At 71.1% G+C, this 18,648-nt stretch carries 16 protein-coding genes and 1 riboswitch; of the genes, 6 read left to right on the top strand and 10 right to left on the bottom strand.

Going from position 1 to position 18,648, the window contains the following annotated elements; genetic code table 11:
• Positions 1-18: 18 nt before the first annotated feature.
• A riboswitch (FMN riboswitch) is annotated at positions 19-162 on the bottom strand.
• A gap of 60 nt (positions 163-222) precedes the next feature.
• Positions 223-1,467, bottom strand: coding sequence for a hypothetical protein (locus tag ABD230_RS16280; protein ID WP_344377143.1), 1,245 nt, complete (start codon positions 1,465-1,467; stop codon positions 223-225).
• Positions 1,468-1,590: 123 nt separating this feature from the next.
• Positions 1,591-2,487 (bottom strand): sugar-binding transcriptional regulator, encoded by an 897-nt coding sequence (locus ABD230_RS16275; RefSeq protein ID WP_344377695.1) that lies wholly within the window; start codon positions 2,485-2,487, stop codon positions 1,591-1,593.
• 229 nt (positions 2,488-2,716) lie between these two features.
• Here ABD230_RS16275 and ABD230_RS16270 point away from each other — a divergent pair, with 229 nt between their 5' ends.
• The 3 genes from ABD230_RS16270 (at position 2,717) to glpK (ending at position 6,941) form a co-directional block, all read left to right on the top strand.
• The gene (locus tag ABD230_RS16270; protein WP_344377141.1) at positions 2,717-4,465 is read left to right on the top strand and encodes a glycerol-3-phosphate dehydrogenase/oxidase; all 1,749 of its coding nucleotides are present in this window, start codon (positions 2,717-2,719) and stop codon (positions 4,463-4,465) included.
• 134 nt (positions 4,466-4,599) lie between these two features.
• Entirely contained in the window at positions 4,600-5,373 is a 774-nt protein-coding gene (locus ABD230_RS16265) for an MIP/aquaporin family protein (protein WP_344377139.1), read from the top strand.
• Positions 5,374-5,426: 53 nt separating this feature from the next.
• Positions 5,427-6,941 (top strand): glycerol kinase GlpK, encoded by a 1,515-nt coding sequence (glpK, locus tag ABD230_RS16260; protein ID WP_344377135.1) that lies wholly within the window; start codon positions 5,427-5,429, stop codon positions 6,939-6,941.
• Positions 6,942-7,048: 107 nt separating this feature from the next.
• On the opposite strand, the gene ABD230_RS16255 is transcribed toward glpK, so the two are convergent.
• The 8 genes from ABD230_RS16255 to sdhC form a co-directional block, all read right to left on the bottom strand.
• Positions 7,049-7,861, bottom strand: a complete 813-nt coding sequence (locus tag ABD230_RS16255) for an HAD family hydrolase (RefSeq protein ID WP_344377132.1) — start codon at positions 7,859-7,861, stop codon at positions 7,049-7,051.
• Complete coding sequence (gene trpS / locus ABD230_RS16250) at positions 7,858-8,868, bottom strand: tryptophan--tRNA ligase (RefSeq protein ID WP_344377129.1); 1,011 nt, start codon at positions 8,866-8,868, stop codon at positions 7,858-7,860. Before trpS ends, ABD230_RS16255 begins: the two co-directional genes overlap by 4 nt.
• Before the next feature lie 23 nt (positions 8,869-8,891).
• Positions 8,892-9,728: an exodeoxyribonuclease III gene (locus ABD230_RS16245; protein ID WP_344377124.1), complete on the bottom strand. Its 837-nt coding sequence runs from the start codon at positions 9,726-9,728 to the stop codon at positions 8,892-8,894.
• 54 nt (positions 9,729-9,782) lie between these two features.
• Complete coding sequence (locus tag ABD230_RS16240) at positions 9,783-11,150, bottom strand: YihY/virulence factor BrkB family protein (protein WP_344377120.1); 1,368 nt, start codon at positions 11,148-11,150, stop codon at positions 9,783-9,785.
• Positions 11,151-11,309: 159 nt separating this feature from the next.
• The gene (locus ABD230_RS16235) at positions 11,310-12,068 is read right to left on the bottom strand and encodes a succinate dehydrogenase iron-sulfur subunit (RefSeq protein ID WP_344377118.1); all 759 of its coding nucleotides are present in this window, start codon (positions 12,066-12,068) and stop codon (positions 11,310-11,312) included.
• A gap of 1 nt (position 12,069) precedes the next feature.
• Positions 12,070-13,878 carry a succinate dehydrogenase flavoprotein subunit gene (gene sdhA, locus ABD230_RS16230; RefSeq protein WP_344377114.1) on the bottom strand — a complete coding sequence of 603 codons (1,809 nt, stop codon included), beginning with the start codon at positions 13,876-13,878 and terminating at the stop codon, positions 12,070-12,072.
• 7 nt (positions 13,879-13,885) lie between these two features.
• On the bottom strand, positions 13,886-14,332 hold the full coding sequence (locus ABD230_RS16225) for a succinate dehydrogenase hydrophobic membrane anchor subunit (RefSeq protein ID WP_344377111.1): 447 nt from the start codon (positions 14,330-14,332) through the stop codon (positions 13,886-13,888).
• A gap of 10 nt (positions 14,333-14,342) precedes the next feature.
• Positions 14,343-14,765 (bottom strand): succinate dehydrogenase, cytochrome b556 subunit, encoded by a 423-nt coding sequence (sdhC, locus tag ABD230_RS16220; RefSeq protein WP_344377109.1) that lies wholly within the window; start codon positions 14,763-14,765, stop codon positions 14,343-14,345.
• A gap of 138 nt (positions 14,766-14,903) precedes the next feature.
• Here sdhC and ABD230_RS16215 point away from each other — a divergent pair, with 138 nt between their 5' ends.
• The 3 genes from ABD230_RS16215 to ABD230_RS16205 all read left to right on the top strand — a co-directional run bounded on the left by ABD230_RS16215 (position 14,904) and on the right by ABD230_RS16205 (position 18,376).
• Positions 14,904-16,022: a mannose-1-phosphate guanylyltransferase gene (locus tag ABD230_RS16215; RefSeq protein ID WP_344377106.1), complete on the top strand. Its 1,119-nt coding sequence runs from the start codon at positions 14,904-14,906 to the stop codon at positions 16,020-16,022.
• A gap of 21 nt (positions 16,023-16,043) precedes the next feature.
• Complete coding sequence (locus tag ABD230_RS16210) at positions 16,044-17,102, top strand: BMP family lipoprotein (protein ID WP_344377103.1); 1,059 nt, start codon at positions 16,044-16,046, stop codon at positions 17,100-17,102.
• 173 nt (positions 17,103-17,275) lie between these two features.
• Positions 17,276-18,376: a BMP family lipoprotein gene (locus ABD230_RS16205; RefSeq protein WP_344377098.1), complete on the top strand. Its 1,101-nt coding sequence runs from the start codon at positions 17,276-17,278 to the stop codon at positions 18,374-18,376.
• Positions 18,377-18,648 lie beyond the last annotated feature (272 nt).

Below are 18,648 nucleotides of genomic sequence, written 5' to 3'. Positions count from 1 at the left end.
GCGCGCGAGCGCCGCCGACCCGTGCTGCCTCCCATCCGGACTTTCACCGTCGGTACCGGAGTTCCACCGGTTCAACCGTCCGCGCGCGACCGGACGGTCACGCGCTCGCGGCTCGCGGACTTTCACCGCCGGTTCGGACTTGCACCGACCCCGGAGCACGTTGTGTGTCGATTCTAGGTCAACGCGCCGGGGCCGCCGGTATTCCCGACGTCCGGCGTCGGCTCAGCGGCAGCCGCCCGCCGCGGCGATCTGGGCGTCCGTGGGACGTCCGTACGCCTCGATGCCCGACCCGGGCAGGTCGTAGCCCATCGAGATCGCCCAGGCCGTCGCCCACGTCTCGTGGTCGCCGTCGAAGCCGGCGTCGGAGAAGATCGTGGCGCATGCCTCGCGCAGCACCTGCACGTGCCCGACCTCGTGCACGACGACCGCCTTGGCGTTCTCGTCCCACGAGAAGGCGTCCTCGATGCTGTAGGTGAGCGTGATGAGGCCCCAGCCGTCGCCCTCGGGCATGAACTCGGCGGTGCCGGCGTAGTAGGCGTCGCTCGGGAATCCACCCGCCTCGTACGCCCATACGACGTCGAAGGGGACGTCGAAGGAGATCGAGCGGGCGAAGTCCTCGATCTCGGCGCGGACCGGATGCTCACCGCGCCGGGCGAGCTCGGCCTCGTGCGACGCGTGCATGCCCGCGACCGCGTCGGACAGGTCGGCGAAGCGGCCCGTGCTGCCGGACGACACGGTGGGGGACTGCCGGAGGGCGTCGATCGCCTGCTCCACCGCGAGCCGGGACCGGTGCGTCGCCGACGGGTTCGCCTCCATCGCGGCGAGGGCGAGCTCCTCGGTGCCGGCGACCAGCGCCTCCGACGCGTCGGCGATCGCGAGGTTCGACTCGGCGACGCGCTCGCGAGCGAGCGCGTACCGTTCCGCGGCGAGCTCGCGCGACGGGATGAGCTCGAGCAGTTCGACGGCATCGGCGTAGCGCTCCCAGGCGGGGGCGAGCCCGTCCGGGTCGCCGAGGTCCGCGATCCCCGGGCTCGCCGGTCGCTCGTCGAGCACGCCTCGCGCCGCGTCGAGCTGCGCCTCGAGGTCGGCGAGGTCGTCCGGGTCGACGAGGTCGCCGACCGCCATCTCGACCAGGGCGTCGCCCCGGCGGATCGCGCTCTCGCCCCGCTCGGCGGTCTCGCGGTACGACGTGGCCGCCTCGTCGAAGGCGCCGTCGGCCGCGGCCCAGGACGGCCACAGCTCGGCGTGCACCGCCGTCGCGACGACCTGGTGGCCGATCGCCCAGGCCGCGATGACCGCGGCGATCGCGGCCGCCGCGGCGACGCCCGCACGGCCCGGTCGACGTGCCTGCGCCGGATCCGCGGCCGCCGGCACGGCCACCGGCACGGCGTCCGGTGGCGTCGGTTCCGGAGCCGGAACGGCGTCGGGTCGGGCCGCGTTCGGGTCGGCCTCGGCGTCGTGGTGCATGGCGTCCTCTCGGCGTTCGGCCGTCGGGGCCGCCTGCCCACGCTACCCGGGCGCCGCGTCCCCGCGGATCACGATTCCGTCGCGGTCCGCCGGGACGGGGGTGGGCACGTGGCCCGAGCGGCGTCAGCTCGCCGGGACGTCCTCGACGAGCCGGCGCGCCGTGCCCTCGTCGACGATCAGGTCGGTGATCAGGCCGGCGGCCAGCGCGCCCTCGAGTCCGGGGAGCTTCGCCCGCCCGCTCACCACGCAGATGCGCCGCGGCGCCCGGCGCAGCGTCGCGAAGTCGGGGCCGGTCGCGCGCTCGTTGAGCGCGATGCCGTCGGTCGAGCCGTCTTCGCGGTAGAAGACGGTGGCGACGTCGCCGACGACGCCGTCGCGGCTGAGCGCGTCGTAGTCGGCGCGCTCGAGGTAGCCGCCCTGGTACACGTGGCTCGGGACCTCCGCGAACGGCGAGCCGATGCCGAAGATCGCCACGTCCATCGACGCCTGCAGGTCGAGGAGGCGTCGCGTGCTCCGCTCGCGCCAGAACGCCTGCTTCGTCGCCGGGTCGTCGAAGAACGCCGGCACCGGGAACTGCTGCACGCGCGCCCCGAACGCGTCGCCGAACCTCCTGAGCAGTTCGGAGGCGTAGAGGATGCCGGTCGTGCGCAGGTTGCCCGCGCCGTTCAGCTGCACGATCTCGGAGTTGTGGGTCGCCTTGGGCGCGAGGTGGCGGCTCATGGCGCTCATGGTCGAGCCCCAGGCGACGCCGATCGTCTGGTTGGAGTCGATGAACCGGCTGAGAATCCGTGCAGCCGAGAGCGCGACGCGCTCCAGCCGGTCGACGTCGCTCGCGTGATCGGGCACGGGCACGACGTGCGCGGCGACCTCGTGGCGCTCGAGGATCTCCTGCTCCAGGCGGCTCGGCAGGTCGAGCGGCGAGTGGATCGAGATCTCGACGAGCCCGGTCGCGCGGGCATGGCTGAGCAGGCGCGACACCGAGGATCGCGACGTGTGCAGTTCCTTGGCGATGGCGTCCATCGTGAGGTCCTGCAGGTAGTACAGGTGCGCCGCGCGCAGCGCGTCGCGGGTCTTCCCCGACGGGAGGTCGTCGCCCCGCGTCGGCCCCGAGGCATCCGTCACGACCATGCGATCTCCCTCTGCACGTTTGTTCAACTGGCTTGCAAGCTTGTTCATCGCTGCCACGATGTATTCATCCACAGCCGGGACGCCCACGCAACCCCGGCGTGACCAGCTCGAAAGGACAGCGATGTCGCCCACCACGTCGCCGACGACGAACCGCTCCACGCCCGCCGCGGGCCCCCGCCCCGAGGTCGCCGCCCTGCGCGCCCGCCCGACCGCCGAGGTCGTGATCATCGGCGGCGGCATCAACGGGATCGCGACCTTCCGCGACCTCGCCCTCCAGGGCGTCGACGTCGTGCTCGTCGAGCGCGACGACTTCGTCTCTGGCGCATCGGCCGCCTCGAGCCACATGATCCACGGCGGCATCCGCTACCTCGAGAACGGCGAGTTCCGCCTCGTGCAGGAGTCCGTGCAGGAGCGCAACGGGCTCATCCGGATCGCGCCGCACTACGTCAAGCCGCTGGAGACGACCGTCCCGATCTTCTCGACCTTCTCGGGCATCCTCTCGGCGCCGCTGCGCTTCCTCACCCACCGGCAGGGCGCGCCCTCGGAGCGCGGCGCCGCGCTCATCAAGGCCGGGCTGACGATCTACGACGCGTTCTCGCGCGACGGCGGATCGGCGCCGCGCCACCGCTTCCTCGGTGCGAAGAAGTCGCTCGCCGAGCTTCCCGCGCTGAACCCCGACCTGAAGTACACGGCGACGTACTACGACGCGAGCATGCACGACCCCGAGCGGCTCGCGCTCGACGTGCTCTTCGACGGGCTCGACGCCGGCGAGCACGCCCGTGCCGCCAACCGGCTCGAGGCCGTGGGGATGGGCGCCCGCGGCGTGCGCGTGCGCGACGGCGTGACGGGCGAGGAGTTCGACCTCGCCGCCGACGTGGTCGTCAACACCTCCGGGCCGTGGACGGACCTCACCAACGCGCAGCTCGGCCGCGACACCCGGTTCATGGGGGGCACGAAGGGCTCGCACATCGTGCTCGACAACGACGAGCTGCTCGAGGCCACCGGCGGCCGCGAGATCTTCTTCGAGCACTCCGACGGCCGCATCGTGCTGATCTACCCGCTCAAGGGCCGCGTGATGGTGGGCACGACCGACCTCGAGCACGACATGCGGGAGCCCGCGGTGTGCACCGAGGAGGAGGTCGACTACTTCTTCGACCTCGTCGCGCACGTTTTCCCAAGCGTGCGCGTCGACCGCTCGCAGATCGTCTTCCGCTTCTCCGGCGTCCGCCCCCTGCCGCGCCACGACGACACCCAGCCCGGCTTCGTCAGCCGCGACTACCGCATCGAGCGCGCGGAGGTCGCCGAACGTCCCGGCACGACCGTGCTGAGCCTCGTCGGCGGCAAGTGGACCACCTTCCGCGCCCTCGCCGAGCACCTCTCGGACGAGGTGCTCGGGCTCGTCGGCCGCGACCGGGTCCACTCCACGAAGGGCCTCGCGATCGGCGGCGGGGCCGGGTTCCCGACGACGGATGCCGCGCGGCTCGTGTGGGTCGTCGGCCACGGCGACGGCGTGGGCCGCGAGCGTGCCGAGCAGCTGCTCGACCGGTACGGCACGCGTGCCGATCAGGTGATCCGCGCCCTCGAGGACGCCGCGGAGACGCCGCTCGCGAACGCGCCCGCCTACTCGCGGGAGGAGATCGCCTGGCTCGCCGCGAACGAGCGCGTCGTCCACCTCGTGGACGTGCTGCTGCGGCGCACCAGCCTCGCCTTCACGGGGGCGGTGACGGCGCCGCTCCTCGAGGAGCTGGCGGCCGTGGTCGGCGACGTCCTCGGCTGGGACGCGCAGTCCCGGCGCGCCGAGGTCCGGCTCGCCCGCGAGGTGCTCGCGGAGCGCCACGGCGTCGCGCTCGACGAGCTCGCGGCGCAGTGAAATCTGCACGGATGTGCACGCGGAACCCCCGCTGACCGGCGGATTCCGCGGGTACGTTTCATCGGGGCCGCCCTGACGCGGCCCCGAACGGCGGCCCGCCCCCGGGCCCGCCCGATCTACCCAGAAAGGTCAACGTGGACAATCTCGGAGTGCTGTTCCTCTCGGAACTGGTCGGCACCGCCATGCTCGTGCTGCTCGGCTGCGGCGTCGTCGCGAACGTCGCCCTGGCGAAGAACAAGGGCTACAACGGCGGCTTCCTCATGGTCAACATCGGCTGGGGCCTCGCGGTCTTCGCCGGCGTCGTCGTGGCCTACGCCTCGGGCGCGCACCTGAACCCCGCCGTCACGCTCGGCCTCGTCGCGAACGGCGCGACCGAGTTCGGCAACGCGGCCGCCGGCACGACCGTCCCGGTCGACGCCCTGTCGGTGCTCACCTACCTCGGCGCGCAGCTCATCGGCGCCTTCCTCGGCGCGGTCGTCGTCTGGCTCGGCTACAAGCAGCACTTCGACGCCGAGCCCGAGTCGGCGACCAAGCTGGGCGTGTTCTCGACCGGCCCGGCCATCCGCTCGTACGGCTGGAACCTCGTGACCGAGATCATCGGAACGTTCGTGCTCGTCTTCGTCGTCATCGGCTTCGGCCGCAACGGCGACGCCTCGGGCCTCGCCGCACTGGGCGCGCTGCCCGTCGCCCTCCTGGTCATCGGCATCGGCGCCTCCCTCGGCGGCCCGACCGGCTACGCGATCAACCCGGCCCGCGACCTGGGTCCGCGCATCGCGCACGCCGTGCTCCCCATCAGCGGCAAGGGCGGCAGCGACTGGTCCTACTCGTGGGTCCCGGTCGTCGGCCCGATCATCGGCGGCGTGCTCGCCGGCCTCGCCGCGATCCCGCTCCTGCCGCTGCTCGGCTGAGCCCCGGCATCCCACCACATCCCATCCATCACTGACAGCAACGGAGTTCTCAGATGGCTGACTACGTCCTCGCGATCGACCAGGGCACGACCTCGTCGCGCGCGATCATCTTCGACAAGCACGGCTCGATCGTCTCCACCGGGCAGCTCGAGCACGAGCAGATCTTCCCCAAGGCCGGCTGGGTCGAGCACGACCCCAAGGAGATCTGGGCCAACACCCGCGAGGTGATCGGCCAGGCGCTCGGCAAGGCCGACCTGACCCGACACGACATCGCCGCGGTGGGCATCACCAACCAGCGCGAGACGGCCGTCGTCTGGGACCGCACGACCGGCGAGCCCGTCTACAACGCGATCGTCTGGCAGGACACCCGCACGCAGGACATCGTCGACCGCCTCGCGGCCGACGGCGGGGTCGAGCGCTTCAAGGCGAAGGTCGGACTGCCGCTCGCGACCTACTTCTCCGGCACCAAGATCGTGTGGATCCTCGAGAACGTGCCCGGCGCCCGTGAGAAGGCCGAGGCCGGCGACCTGATCTTCGGCACGACCGACACGTGGGTGCTCTGGAACCTCACCGGCGGCGTCGACGGCGGCGTGCATGCGACGGATGTCACCAACGCCAGCCGCACCCTGTTCATGGACCTCGAGACCCTGCAGTGGGACGACGAGATCCTCGGGATCTTCGGCGTGCCGCGCTCGATGCTCCCCGCGATCAAGTCCTCCTCCGAGGTCTACGGCACCGTCGAGTCCTCGAGCCTGCTCCGCGAGACGCCCATCGCGGGCATCCTCGGCGACCAGCAGGCCGCCACCTTCGGCCAGGCGGCGTTCGACGCCGGCGAGGCGAAGAACACCTACGGCACGGGCAACTTCCTGATCTTCAACACGGGCGAGGAGATCGTCCACTCGAAGAACGGCCTGCTCACGACCGTCGGCTACAAGCTCGGCGACCAGCCCGTGCACTACGCCCTCGAGGGCTCGATCGCGGTGACCGGATCGCTCGTGCAGTGGCTGCGCGACAACCTCGGCATCATCTCCTCGGCCCCGGAGGTCGAGGAGCTCGCGAAGACCGTCGAGGACAACGGCGGCGCGTACTTCGTGCCCGCCTTCTCGGGGCTCTTCGCCCCGTACTGGCGTCCCGACGCGCGCGGCGCGCTCGTGGGCCTGACCCGCTACGTGAACAAGGGGCACATCGCGCGGGCGGCACTCGAGGCGATCGCGTTCCAGACGCGCGACGTGGTGGAAGCCGTGAACGCCGACGCGGGGATCGACCTCACCGAGCTCCGCGTCGACGGCGGCGCGACCGCCAACGACACGCTGCTGCAGTTCCAGGCCGACATCCTCGGCGTGCCCGTGGTCCGCCCGGTCGTCGCCGAGACGACCGCGCTCGGCGCCGCCTACGCGGCCGGCCTCGCGGTCGGCTTCTGGGCGGACCTCGACGACCTCGCCAAGAACTGGCAGGAGGACCGTCGCTGGGAGCCCTCGATGGACGAGGCCGAGCAGGGGCGCCTCGTGCGCAACTGGAAGAAGGCCGTCACGAAGACCCTGGACTGGGTCGACGAGGACGTCCGCTGAGGCGGACGCGAGTCCGCCGACGCGATGCTCGCCTCAGGGTGAGCGGATGACACGGGCCGGGGTGCACGGGAAGGCACCCCGGCCCGTCGTCGTCCCGCGGTGCGACCTCAGGCGAGCCGGTCGGCGAGCAGCGGGGCCAGCTCGGCCAGCGTTCGGATCTCGACGACGCCCGCGGCCGCCGCATCCGTCGCCTCCGGCTCCGCCGGCCGCTCGCCCGACCGGTTGAGCCACACGCCGACGAGTCCGGCCTCGGCCGCCCCGATGGCGTCGGTGCGGAGCCGATCGCCGACGTACGCCGCGCCCGAGACCGCGCCGCCGGCGGCGAACCGCGACAGCGCGACCTCGAAGATCCGTCGGTCCGGCTTGGTCACGCCCTCCGCGCCGGACGCGACGAGGTGCTCGATCCGCCCGGGATGGCCGACCTCGAGCCCCAGGCGCACGAGCTTGGCCAGCTGGAAGTCGTGCTCGCCGTTCGTGATGATGCCGAACCGCACGCCCGGCAGGGCGCGCTCGAGCGCGTCGAGCGCGGGCCCGACGTCGTCGTGGAGGCTCCACGACTCGCGGTACCGCTCGAAGTAGCGGGCGAACCAGGCACCGGCGGCCTCGTCGTCGATCCGGTCGCCGTGCGCGTGGGCGAACTCGGACGCGCGGGCCCGACGCTGGCCCTCGAAGGTCAGCTCGCCGGCGAGGTAGGCGTGGTAGTGCCGTTCCTCGAGCTCGTGCCACAGCCGCTGCGCGGCGGCCTCCTCGGCCGCGTAGCCGCGCTCGCGCAGGTGCAGCACGATGCCGGTGGCGACCGCCTCGCGATGCGCCATGAGGGTGTCGTCGAGGTCGAACAGCACCACCGGACGCCCGGCGCCAGGGCCCTCGAGCGCGCCCGGACCGCCGGGTGCGCTCGTGTCGTGCGCGCCGTGCGTCACCGACGGCGGAGGAAGCCGACGCGGTCGTACGCGGTCGCGAGGGTGCGCTCGGCGCGCTCCGATGCCTTGTCGGCGCCGATCGCGAGCAGTCGGTCGAGCTCGGCCGGGTCCTCCATGAGCTCGAGCGTGCGCTCCCGGATCGGGGCGACCCGGTCGACCACCACCTCCGCGAGGTCCTTCTTGAGGTCGCCGTAGCCCTTGCCGTCGTACTCGGCCTCGAGCTCGGGGATCGTGCGACCCGTCACGGTCGCGTAGATGTCGAGCAGGTTCGCGATGCCGGGCTTCGCCTGCGGGTCGTAGCGGACCTCGCGCTCGGTGTCGGTGACGGCGCTGCGGATGCGCTTCGCGATCACCTTGGGGTCGTCCATCAGGTTGATCAGGCCGTTGGGGCTCGCCGCCGACTTCGACATCTTCGCCGTCGGCTCCTGCAGGTCGTAGATGCGGGCCGACTCCTTCGGGATCATCGCCTCCGGCACGACGAACGTGTCGCCGTACCGCGAGTTGAACCGGCCGGCGAGGTCCCGGGTCAGCTCGAGGTGCTGCCGCTGGTCGTCGCCGACGGGCACCAGGTGCGTGCCGTAGAGCAGGATGTCGGCGGCCATCAGCACGGGATAGGTGAAGAGGCCCACCGTGGTCGACTCGGCGCCGAAGCGCGAGGACTTGTCCTTGAACTGCGTCATGCGGCTGGCCTCGCCGAAGCCGGTGAGAGTGCCGAGCACCCACGCGAGCTCGGCGTGCGCCGGCACCTGCGACTGCACGAACAACGTCGACCGCTCGGGGTCGACCCCCGCCGCGAGGTACTGCGCGGCCGTGCGACGCGTGGCCTCCCGCATGGCCTCGGGCTCCTGCGGAACCGTGATCGCGTGCAGGTCGACGACGCAGTAGATCGGGTCGTGGTCGTCCTGCAGTGCGACCCAGTTCACCAGGGCGCCGAGGTAGTTGCCGAGGTGGAGCGAGTCGCCCGACGGCTGCATGCCGGAGAAGACGACGGGGCGTGCGGTGTTCATCGTGGTGTGGGGGTCCTTCGGTCTCAGATGGCGTAGTCGACGACGACGGGGGCGTGGTCGGACCATCGCTCGTCGTACGCGTCCGCGCGGTCCACGGCGTACCCGACCATCGCATCGGCCAGGCCGGACGTGGCGAGCTGGTAGTCGATGCGCCACCCGGTGTCGTTGTCGAACGCCTTGCCGCGCCACGACCACCAGGTGTACGGGCCGGGGACCTCGCCGGCGGAGCGGCGTCCGAGGTCGACCCAGCCGAACCCGGCCCCGGCGTTGTAGCCCTCCTCGCCCTCGGCGCCCATGAAACGGTCGAAGTAGGCGCGCTCCTCGGGGAGGAAGCCGGCGCGCTTGACGTTGCCCTTCCAGTTCTTGATGTCGAGGGTGCGGTGGCCGACGTTCAGGTCGCCGACGACGACCGCCAGTTCGTGCGTGGCGAGCTCCGACATCCGTTCGCTCATCGCGTCGAGGAAGCGGTACTTCTCGACCTGCTTCGGCGTCTCGGCCTCGCCCGAGGGGACGTAGCAGCTCACGACCGTGACGATGCGCTCGCCGACCTCGTAGTCGGCCTCGAGCCAGCGGCCGGCGGTGTCGTGGTCCTCGGCGCCGAGCTCGACGCGATGGATGCGGGCGCCGGCACGGCTCGCGATCGCGACGCCGGCGCGGCCCTTCGCGGTCGCCGGCTCGTGGAGGATGCTCCACTCGTCGCCGAGCAGCCCGGCGAGGTCGTCGGTCGAGGCCCGCACCTCCTGCAGCGCGAGGATGTCGACGTCGCGCGCGGTGAGCCAGTCGCCCATGCCGCGGCGGAACGCCGCCCGGATCCCGTTCACGTTGGCACTGACGATCCTGAGCGGGGAGGCGGATGGCATGCCTACGATCCTAGGCGAGCCCGCCGACGTCGCCGTCCGCGCGGGCGCCTCCGGTCAGCGGCCCGAACCGTCGCTCGAGACGCTGCGGGCATCGGTGCGTCCGCCGTTGCGCGACCCGTTCATCCAGGAGCGCGAGCGGGGCGGCGGCGGGGGCGGCGCGGATGCCTGCACGAGGTCCAGGTCGCGTCGCGCGCGGGCCAGGCGCCGGGCCGCCGACACGCGTGCGTACCAGGGCGCGGTCTCGGCCGCGCGGGTCGCGTCGCGCACCCGGACGCGCGCCGCGGTCAGGAGCGCCTCGTACTCCCGCTGCCGGCGCTCGGCCTCGAGCTGCGCCGCGGTGACCCGTCGCATGGACTCGTTCCGGTCGGCGGCCTCGACCGCGATCCACGCCGCCGCGACGAGGATGATGATGCTCGCGATCCGGAACCACAGCAGCAGCGCGACGATGACGGTGAACGTCGCGAGCAGCGGGTTCCCGCCCGCCCAGGAGAGCACCCAGCCGCCGATGAGCTGGAGCACGCTGAGCGCCGCCGAGCCGAGCAGCGACCCCGTCCACATCCGTCGCCACGGCACCTGGGCACCCGACAGGAACCGGAACATGACCGCGAGGGCGAGCGTGTCGATGACGAAGACGACGATGAGGGCGCCGAACTGCAGCCCCGCCTTGACGCCCGGCGACTCCGCCGTGAGATCGAACCCGAGCAGGCTGAACACCCAGTCGAGGAACCCGGTCGCGACGATGGACAGGACGGCCGCGATGAGGATGGCGAGGCCGAACATGAACGCCGCGGCGAAGTCCCTGGCCTTGAGGTAGAGGTACGCGCGGTCGTCCTTGGGCAGCCCGAAGATGCTCCGCACCGCCATGCGCGAGTACGTCACCCAGCCGATCGCCGTCCAGATCAGGCCGCCGAGGGCGACGGCGCCCGTCCATCCGAACAGGCTCGTGCTCGCGGTCGCCGCCTCCTGCAGCGCCTCCGGTGTGATGATCCCTTCAGGGCCGACGAGACCCGGTGCGTACGTGTTGATCAACAGGTACAGGGCGTTCAGCGTGTCCTCGTCGTTGAAGAGCCAGATGCCGGCGACGGCGAACACGATGTAGATCGCCGCGAACACCGCGAACAGCGACTGGTAGCTCATGCCGGCGGTGAGCAGGAACCCGTTCCGGGCGAGGAAGTGCCGCCAGACCCGCACCGGGAACAGGCCCATGGTCCACTGGGTGAGCTGCTCGACGCGCGAGATCGGCTCGTCGAAGCGCTCGAGGATCGGCACGCTCGCGGCTTCGATCCGATCCCTGACCTCGCGGACCCGGTCGCCGGACGACGTGGCCGAGGCGGGCACGGCGCCGACGGCGTCCGCACCGGCCGGCACGCCGCCGTCCGGTCGCGCGGAACCGCCGCCGCGTCCCCGTCCGCGATCGCTCACACGATCACCCTAGCGAGCGGATGCCGCGGGCTCGCCCCGCCACGACGCCGCCGAGCACGCGCCCGCCGCCGCCCGCCGGGTTCGTCGCCGCCCGTGACCGGACGACGGAGGGGCCGGTGCGATCCCGCACCGGCCCCTCCGTTCCACGGCGCCGCCCCGTCAGGGCTTGCCGCGCATGATCGCCTGCTTGACCTCGGCGATCGCCTTGGTCACCTCGATGCCGCGGGGGCATGCGTCGGTGCAGTTGAAGGTCGTGCGGCAGCGCCACACGCCCTCCTTGTCGTTGAGGATGTCGAGGCGCACCTTCGCCTCGTCGTCGCGCGAGTCGAAGATGAAGCGGTGCGCGTTGACAATCGCCGCCGGGCCGAAGTACTGGCCGTCGGTCCAGAACACCGGGCAGGACGAGGTGCACGCGGCGCACAGGATGCACTTGGTCGTGTCGTCGAAGCGAGCGCGCTCGGCGACCGACTGGACGCGCTCCTTGCCCGCGCTCGGCGCCGAGCCGGCCTGCAGGAACGGCTGCACCTCGCGGTAGCTCGCGAAGAAGGGCTCCATGTCGACGACGAGGTCCTTCTCGAGCGGCAGGCCCTTGATCGCCTCGACGTAGATCGGCTTCGTGATGTCGAGGTCCTTGATCAGGGTCTTGCACGCGAGCCGGTTGCGGCCGTTGATGCGCATCGCGTCGGAGCCGCAGATGCCGTGCGCGCAGGAGCGACGGAAGGTCAGCGAACCGTCCTGCTCCCACTTGATCTTGTGCAGGGCGTCCAGCACGCGGTCGGTCGCGTACATCTCGACGTCGAAGTCCTGCCAGCGCGGCTCCGTGTCGACGTCCGGGTCGAAGCGGCGGATCAGGAAGGTGACCGTGAACGACTGGATCGCGGCATCCGTGGACGTGGTCTCGAGCGTGGCGGTCGTCACGTCAGTACTTCCTCTCCATGGGCTGGTAACGGGTGATGGTCACCGGCTTCCAGTCGAGCCGGATGTGGTCGGAGGCGACCGACGAGTGCGCGTCCCCGGACAGGTAGGCCATCGTGTGCTGCATGAACTTCTCGTCGTCGCGGTTCGGGAAGTCGTCGCGCATGTGGCCGCCGCGGCTCTCCTCGCGGTTGCGGGCGGAGGCGACGACGACCTCGGCGAGGTCGAGCAGGAAGCCGAGCTCGACCGCCTCGAGCAGGTCGGTGTTGAACCGCTTGCCCTTGTCCTGCACCGCGATGTTCCGGTAGCGGTCCCGGAGTCCGGCGATGACCTCGGCGACGTGGTCGAGCGACTCGCTCGTGCGGAACACCTGCGCGCCCTTGTCCATCTCGTCCTGCAGCTCCTTGCGGATCGCGGCGATGCGCTCGGTGCCGTCCGCGTCGCGGAGGGTCTCGAGCAGGCCGCGGACGCCGGCGGCCGGGTCCTCGGGGAGCGGCGTGAAGTCGACGCCCGAGTTGACGTACTCGACCGCGTTGCGCCCGGCCCGCTTGCCGAACACGTTGATGTCGAGCAGCGAGTTGGTGCCGAGGCGGTTGGAGCCGTGCACCGAGACGCACGCGCACTCGCCGGCGGCGTAGAGGCCGGGCACGACGGTCGTGTTGTCGCTCAGGACCTCGGCCTTGACGTTCGTGGGGATGCCGCCCATCGCGTAGTGGGCGGTCGGCATGACGGGCACGGGCTCGTACACCGGGTCGACGCCGAGGTACGTGCGGGCGAACTCGGTGATGTCGGGGAGCTTGGTCTCGAGCACCTCCGCGCCGAGGTGCGTGCAGTCCAGCAGCACGTAGTCCTTGTTCGGGCCGGCGCCGCGGCCCTCGGCGACCTCCTGGACCATGCAGCGGGCGACGATGTCGCGCGGCGCGAGGTCCTTGATCGTGGGGGCGTAGCGCTCCATGAACCGCTCGCCCGACGCGTTGCGGAGGATCGCGCCCTCGCCTCGCGCACCCTCGGTGAGGAGGATGCCGAGTCCGGCGAGGCCGGTCGGGTGGAACTGGAAGAACTCCATGTCCTCGAGCGGCAGGCCCTTGCGCCAGACGATGCCGACGCCGTCGCCCGTGAGCGTGTGCGCGTTCGAGGTGGTCTTGTAGATCTTCCCGAAGCCGCCGGTCGCGAAGATCACGGCCTTCGCCTGGAAGACGTGGAGCTCGCCGGTGGCGAGCTCGTAGGCGACGACGCCCGAGGGCTTCTGGACGCCGTCGACGTCGGTCATCACGAGGTCGAGCGCGTAGTACTCGTTGTAGAACTCGATGCCGAGCTTGACGCAGTTCTGGAACAGCGTCTGGAGGATCATGTGGCCCGTGCGGTCGGCCGCGTAGCACGCGCGTCGCACCGGCGCCTTGCCGTGGTCGCGCGTGTGGCCGCCGAAGCGGCGCTGGTCGATCTTGCCCTCCGGCGTCCGGTTGAAGGGCAGGCCCATGTTCTCGAGGTCGATGACCGCGTCGATGGCCTCCTTCGCGAGGATCTCGGCGGCGTCCTGGTCGACGAGGTAGTCGCCGCCCTTGATGGTGTCGAAGGTGTGCCACTCCCAGCTGTCCTCCTCGACGTTGGCGAGTGCGGCGGCCATGCCGCCCTGCGCCGCACCCGTGTGGGAGCGCGTCGGGTACAGCTTCGAGATGACGGCGGTCTTCGCACCGGGCCCGGCCTCGATGGCCGCGCGCATGCCGGCGCCGCCCGCGCCGACGATGACGATGTCGTACTGGTGGTAGTGGACGCCGTCGACGACCGTCGTCTCGACGTGGTTCTCGCTGGTCACGTGTCTCCTATGCGGCGGGGCAGAACGAGGGAAGCAGCTCGGCGGGCGAGCCTGCGGGGCACGGGTCGAAGGTGAAGACCACCAGGGTGCCGAGCACGAGGAGGACGACGGCTGCGACGAGCAGCGCGCCCTTCAGGATGCGCTGGACGGCGCCCGGGCTGGTGTAGTCGTTGACGATCGTGCGCATGCCGTTCGCGCCGTGGATCAGGGCGAGCCACAGCATGAGCACGTCCCACCACTGCCAGAACGGGTCGGCCCACTTGCCGCCCACGAAGCCGAAGTCGATGGCCTTGACGCCCTCGCCGACCATCAGGTTGACGAACAGGTGGCCGAAGACGAGCACGACGAGCGCGACGCCCGACGCGCGCATGTAGATCCAGCCCCACTTCTCGAGGTTGCGGCCGCGGCGGGGCGCCGGGCGGGCGGGGGTGCGCGGGGATTCGATGACGGTCATCTCGGCGCTCCTAGTGGCTGAAGACGTTCATGAGGTGCCGCGGCACGAAGGCGAGCATGGTCACGACCCAGAGGGCGATGACGATCCAGAACAGCAGCTTCTGGTTGCGCGTCGCCCACGACCAGAAGTCCACGAGGATGACGCGCAGGCCGTTGAACGCGTGGAACACGATCGCGCCGACGAGAGCCACCTCGCCGAGGCCCATGATCGGCGTCTGGTACGTGCCGATGACGGCGTTGTACGCCTCGGGGCTCACGCGCACGAGTGCGGTGTCCAGGATGTGCACGAGGAGGAAGAAGAAGATCGCGACCCCGGTGATCCGGTGCAGCACCCACGACCACATGCCCTCGCGGCCGCGATACAGCGTGCCGCCCGGCTTCTGACTCGCCGGCTTCTCGGATGCGATCGGGGTCCGTGTCGTCGTAGCTGACATGGACGTCCCTCCTGGCGGTGTGCGTCGCCCGTCTGCGGGCATGACGGGACCGATGGCCCGGAAGCGAGTCTAGTCCCGACGCGGAGGTGGTCCGTTCGCCACCGTGGAGCGTGCAGGCCCCGCCGTTATCCTGACTGGATGCGAAAGGCCCCCATCGACCGCTTCTACAGCGTGATCCCCGCCGGCGGCGTGGGATCGCGGCTGTGGCCGCTCTCGCGGGCGGACGCCCCGAAGTTCCTGCACGACCTCACCGGTTCGGGCCAGACGCTGCTCCGCGACACGTGGGACCGGCTGGCGCCGCTCTCCGGCGAGCAGCGGATCATGGTCGTCACCGGCCGGGCGCACCGCGCGGCCGTCGAGGCGCAGCTGCCGGAGCTCGCGGACGAGAACGTCGTGCTCGAGAGCGAGCCGCGCGACTCGACCGCGGCGATCGCGCTCGCGGCGGCCATCCTCGAGCGACGCGAGCCGGGCGTGATCATCGGCTCGTTCGCCGCCGACCACGTCATCTCGGGCTCGCGCCTGTTCCGCGACGCGGTGTCGGCGGCCGTCGCGGCGGCCGATGCCGGCTACATCGCCACGATCGGCATCACGCCGACGGAGCCCGCCGTGGGCTTCGGGTACATCGAGTGCGGCGACCCGCTGGAGGTCGACGGCGCCGACCACGTCACCGCGGTCTCGAGCTTCGTCGAGAAGCCCGACCTCGAGACCGCCCGCGGCTACGTCGAGGGCGGCCGGCACCTGTGGAACGCCGGCATGTTCATCGCGCGGGCGGACCGGCTGCTCGAGGAGCTCGCGCTGACGAAGCCCGACCTGCACGCCGGCCTCGTCGAGCTCGCCGAGGCGTGGGACGACCCGGAGCGGCGCGGTCCGGCGGTCGACCGCATCTGGCCGACGCTCGAGAAGATCGCGATCGACTACTCGGTCGCCGAGCCGGCGGCGGCGCGCGGTCGCCTCGCCGTCGTCCGCGGCCACTTCCAGTGGGACGACGTCGGCGACTTCGCCTCCCTGGCCAAGCTCAACACCTCGGGCGGCGGCGGCGAGCTCGCGATCCTCGGCGAGCACGCCCGCGTCCTCGCCGACGCGTCCAGCGGGATCGTCGTGAGCCGCGCCGACCGCGTCATCAGCCTGATCGGCGTGAAGGATATCGTCGTCGTGGACACGCCCGACGCGCTGCTGGTCACCACGAGCGAGCACGCGCAGCGGGTGAAGGCGGTCGTCGACGCCCTGCGCCTCGGCGGATCGAACGACGTGCTCTAGGCACGCGGGAAGGCGGGGCGGATGTCACTGCGGAGGATCGTCGCGTTCGGAGCCGGCCTGGTGGCGGCATCCGTCGCGCTCGCGGGCTGCGCGCCCGCCCCGGAGGAGGGCGCGGGCGCGGAGGACGCGGGCTGCGTCCGGATGGTCACGAACTCCGGCGGCCTCGAGGACCGATCGTTCAACCAGTCCAGCTGGGAGGGCCTGCAGCAGGCCGAGGACGAGTACGGCGTCGACGCCCAGGCGCTCGTGTCGACGAGCGAGACCGACCTCGCGCCGAACGTCCGCCAGGCCGTCGACTCCGGCTGCCCGCTCGTCGTCACGGTGGGCTGGGAGCTCGCGGAGTCGACGCTCGCCGAGGCCGAGGCGAATCCGGACGTGTCGTTCGCCATCGTCGACGAGACGGTCGAGGCCGACAACGTCAAGCCGGTGGTCTTCGACACCGCGCAGGCGTCGTTCCTCGCCGGCTACCTCGCGGCCGGCGTCTCCGAGACGGGCGTGGTCGCCACGTTCGGCGGCGGCAACCAGCCGCCCGTGACGCTGTTCATGGACGGGTTCGTCGACGGCGTCGCGCGGTACAACGAGGTGCACGGCACCGACGTGCGGGCGCTCGGCTGGAGCAAGGAGACCCAGGACGGCTCCTTCACGGGCGACTTCGAGGACATCAACAAGGGCAAGGTGCTCACCGAGGGCTTCATCGACCAGGGCGCCGATGTCATCCTCCCGGTGGCCGGGCAGGTCGGCGAGGGCGCCGCGGCCGCGGCGGTCGAGCACGGCGGCACGTCGGTGATCTGGGTGGACAGCGACGGCTACGAGACCCTGCCCGCGGAGTTCCGGCCGGTCATCCTGACGAGCGTCCTGAAGAACACGCAGCAGGCCATGGTCGAGATCGTCGGCGACGTGGTCGACGACGCCTTCACGAACGAGCCCTACGTCGGCACGCTCGAGAACGGCGGTGTCGAGATCGCGCCGTACCACGACCTCGAGGCGCTCGTGACGCCCGACCTGCAGGGCGAGATCGAGGGACTGCGCCAGGCGATCATCTCGGGCGAGCTGGTCATCGAGTCGCCCTCCGCGCCCTGACGCGTCCCCCGCTCGGGGGAGGCGCCGACCTGCTCATATGAGCAGAATGTCGCGGCTTCATAACCTTTGCCCGATGGCGGTCGAGCGGCCGATGGCGCGGGTCGAAACATTGGGTAACGTGACCACACGGTCCCCGAGATCGTTCGGGGCGGCAGTCTTTTTTGGAGGACACTGTGACGTTCACGTTCAAGAAGGCCGCGTTCGGCGGCCTCGCGACGATCGGCGCGGTCGCGCTGATGGCGGGTTGCGCATCGGCGCCCGAGGAGTCGGGTGGCGACAGCGGCGGCGAGGCGCTCGACTACCTGCCCTGCATGGTCTCCGACGCGGGCGGCTTCGACGACAAGTCGTTCAACCAGCTCGGTGCCGAGGGCCTCGACCGTGCCGCCGACGAGCTCGGCGTCGAGGCCAAGAAGGTCGAGTCGCAGGCCGAGACCGACTACGCGTCGAACCTGCAGAGCCTCGTCGACCAGGGCTGCGACACGATCGTGACGGTCGGCTTCCTGCTCGCGCCCGCCGCACTCGAGTCGGCGACCGCGAACCCCGACCTCGAGTACGTCTCGATCGACGACACCGTCGACCAGGACTTCAACGGCGAGACCGACGCGCCGAACATCAAGCCGATCATCTTCGACACCGCCCAGGCCGCGTTCCTCGTGGGCTACCTGTCGGCGGGCGTCAGCGAGACCGGTTCGGTCGGCACCTACGGCGGCCTGAACATCCCGACCGTGTCGATCTTCATGGACGGCTTCGCCCAGGGCGTCGACTACTACAACGAGGAGAACGGCACGGACGTCAAGGTCCTCGGCTGGGACCGCGAGGCGCAGGACGGCTCGTTCACCGGCGGCTTCGAGGCGAACGACACCGCTCGCCAGGTCGCGCAGGGCCTCATCGACCAGAACATCGACATCCTGCTGCCCGTCGGCGGCCCGATCTACCAGTCGGGTGCCGCGGCGATCCGCGACTCGGGTCGTGACATCAAGCTGATCGGCGTGGACGCCGACGTGTACGAGACCGACCCGTCGGTCGGCGACCTCCTCCTCACCTCGATCCTCAAGGGCATCGACGTGGGTGTCGAGGACGCCATCGTCTCGGCCGGCAACGGCGAGTTCGATCCGTCGCCCTTCGTCGGGACGCTCGAGAACGAGGGCGTCGGCGTCGCACCGTTCCACGACTTCGAGGACGCGGTTCCGGCCGACCTGTCGTCGAAGCTCGACGAGCTCAAGCAGATGATCATCGACGGCGACATCACCGTCGAGTCCTACCTGGCTCAGTAACGCCTTCCACACGAGGGGAGGCCGGTCCCGGACCGGCCTCCCCTCGTGCATTTCCGGCGGGCCCGCGTGCGGCGTACGACGGATCTGCGCATCTTCGTCAACATCTGAGCAGCCCGGAACGCTCATCGGCGCACTTCGGCGCACGACCGCTGCGAAGCCGGGCTCGATCACTAGGATCGGTGGCATGAAACTCGAACTCCGAGGAATCACGAAGAAGTTCGGTTCCCTGGTGGCGAACGACCACATCGACCTCACTGTCGAGGCGGGGGAGA

It is taken from the genome of Agromyces tropicus (assembly GCF_039531345.1).
Classification (GTDB): domain Bacteria; phylum Actinomycetota; class Actinomycetes; order Actinomycetales; family Microbacteriaceae; genus Agromyces; species Agromyces tropicus.
This window is presented reverse-complemented; position numbering and strand designations above follow the sequence as displayed.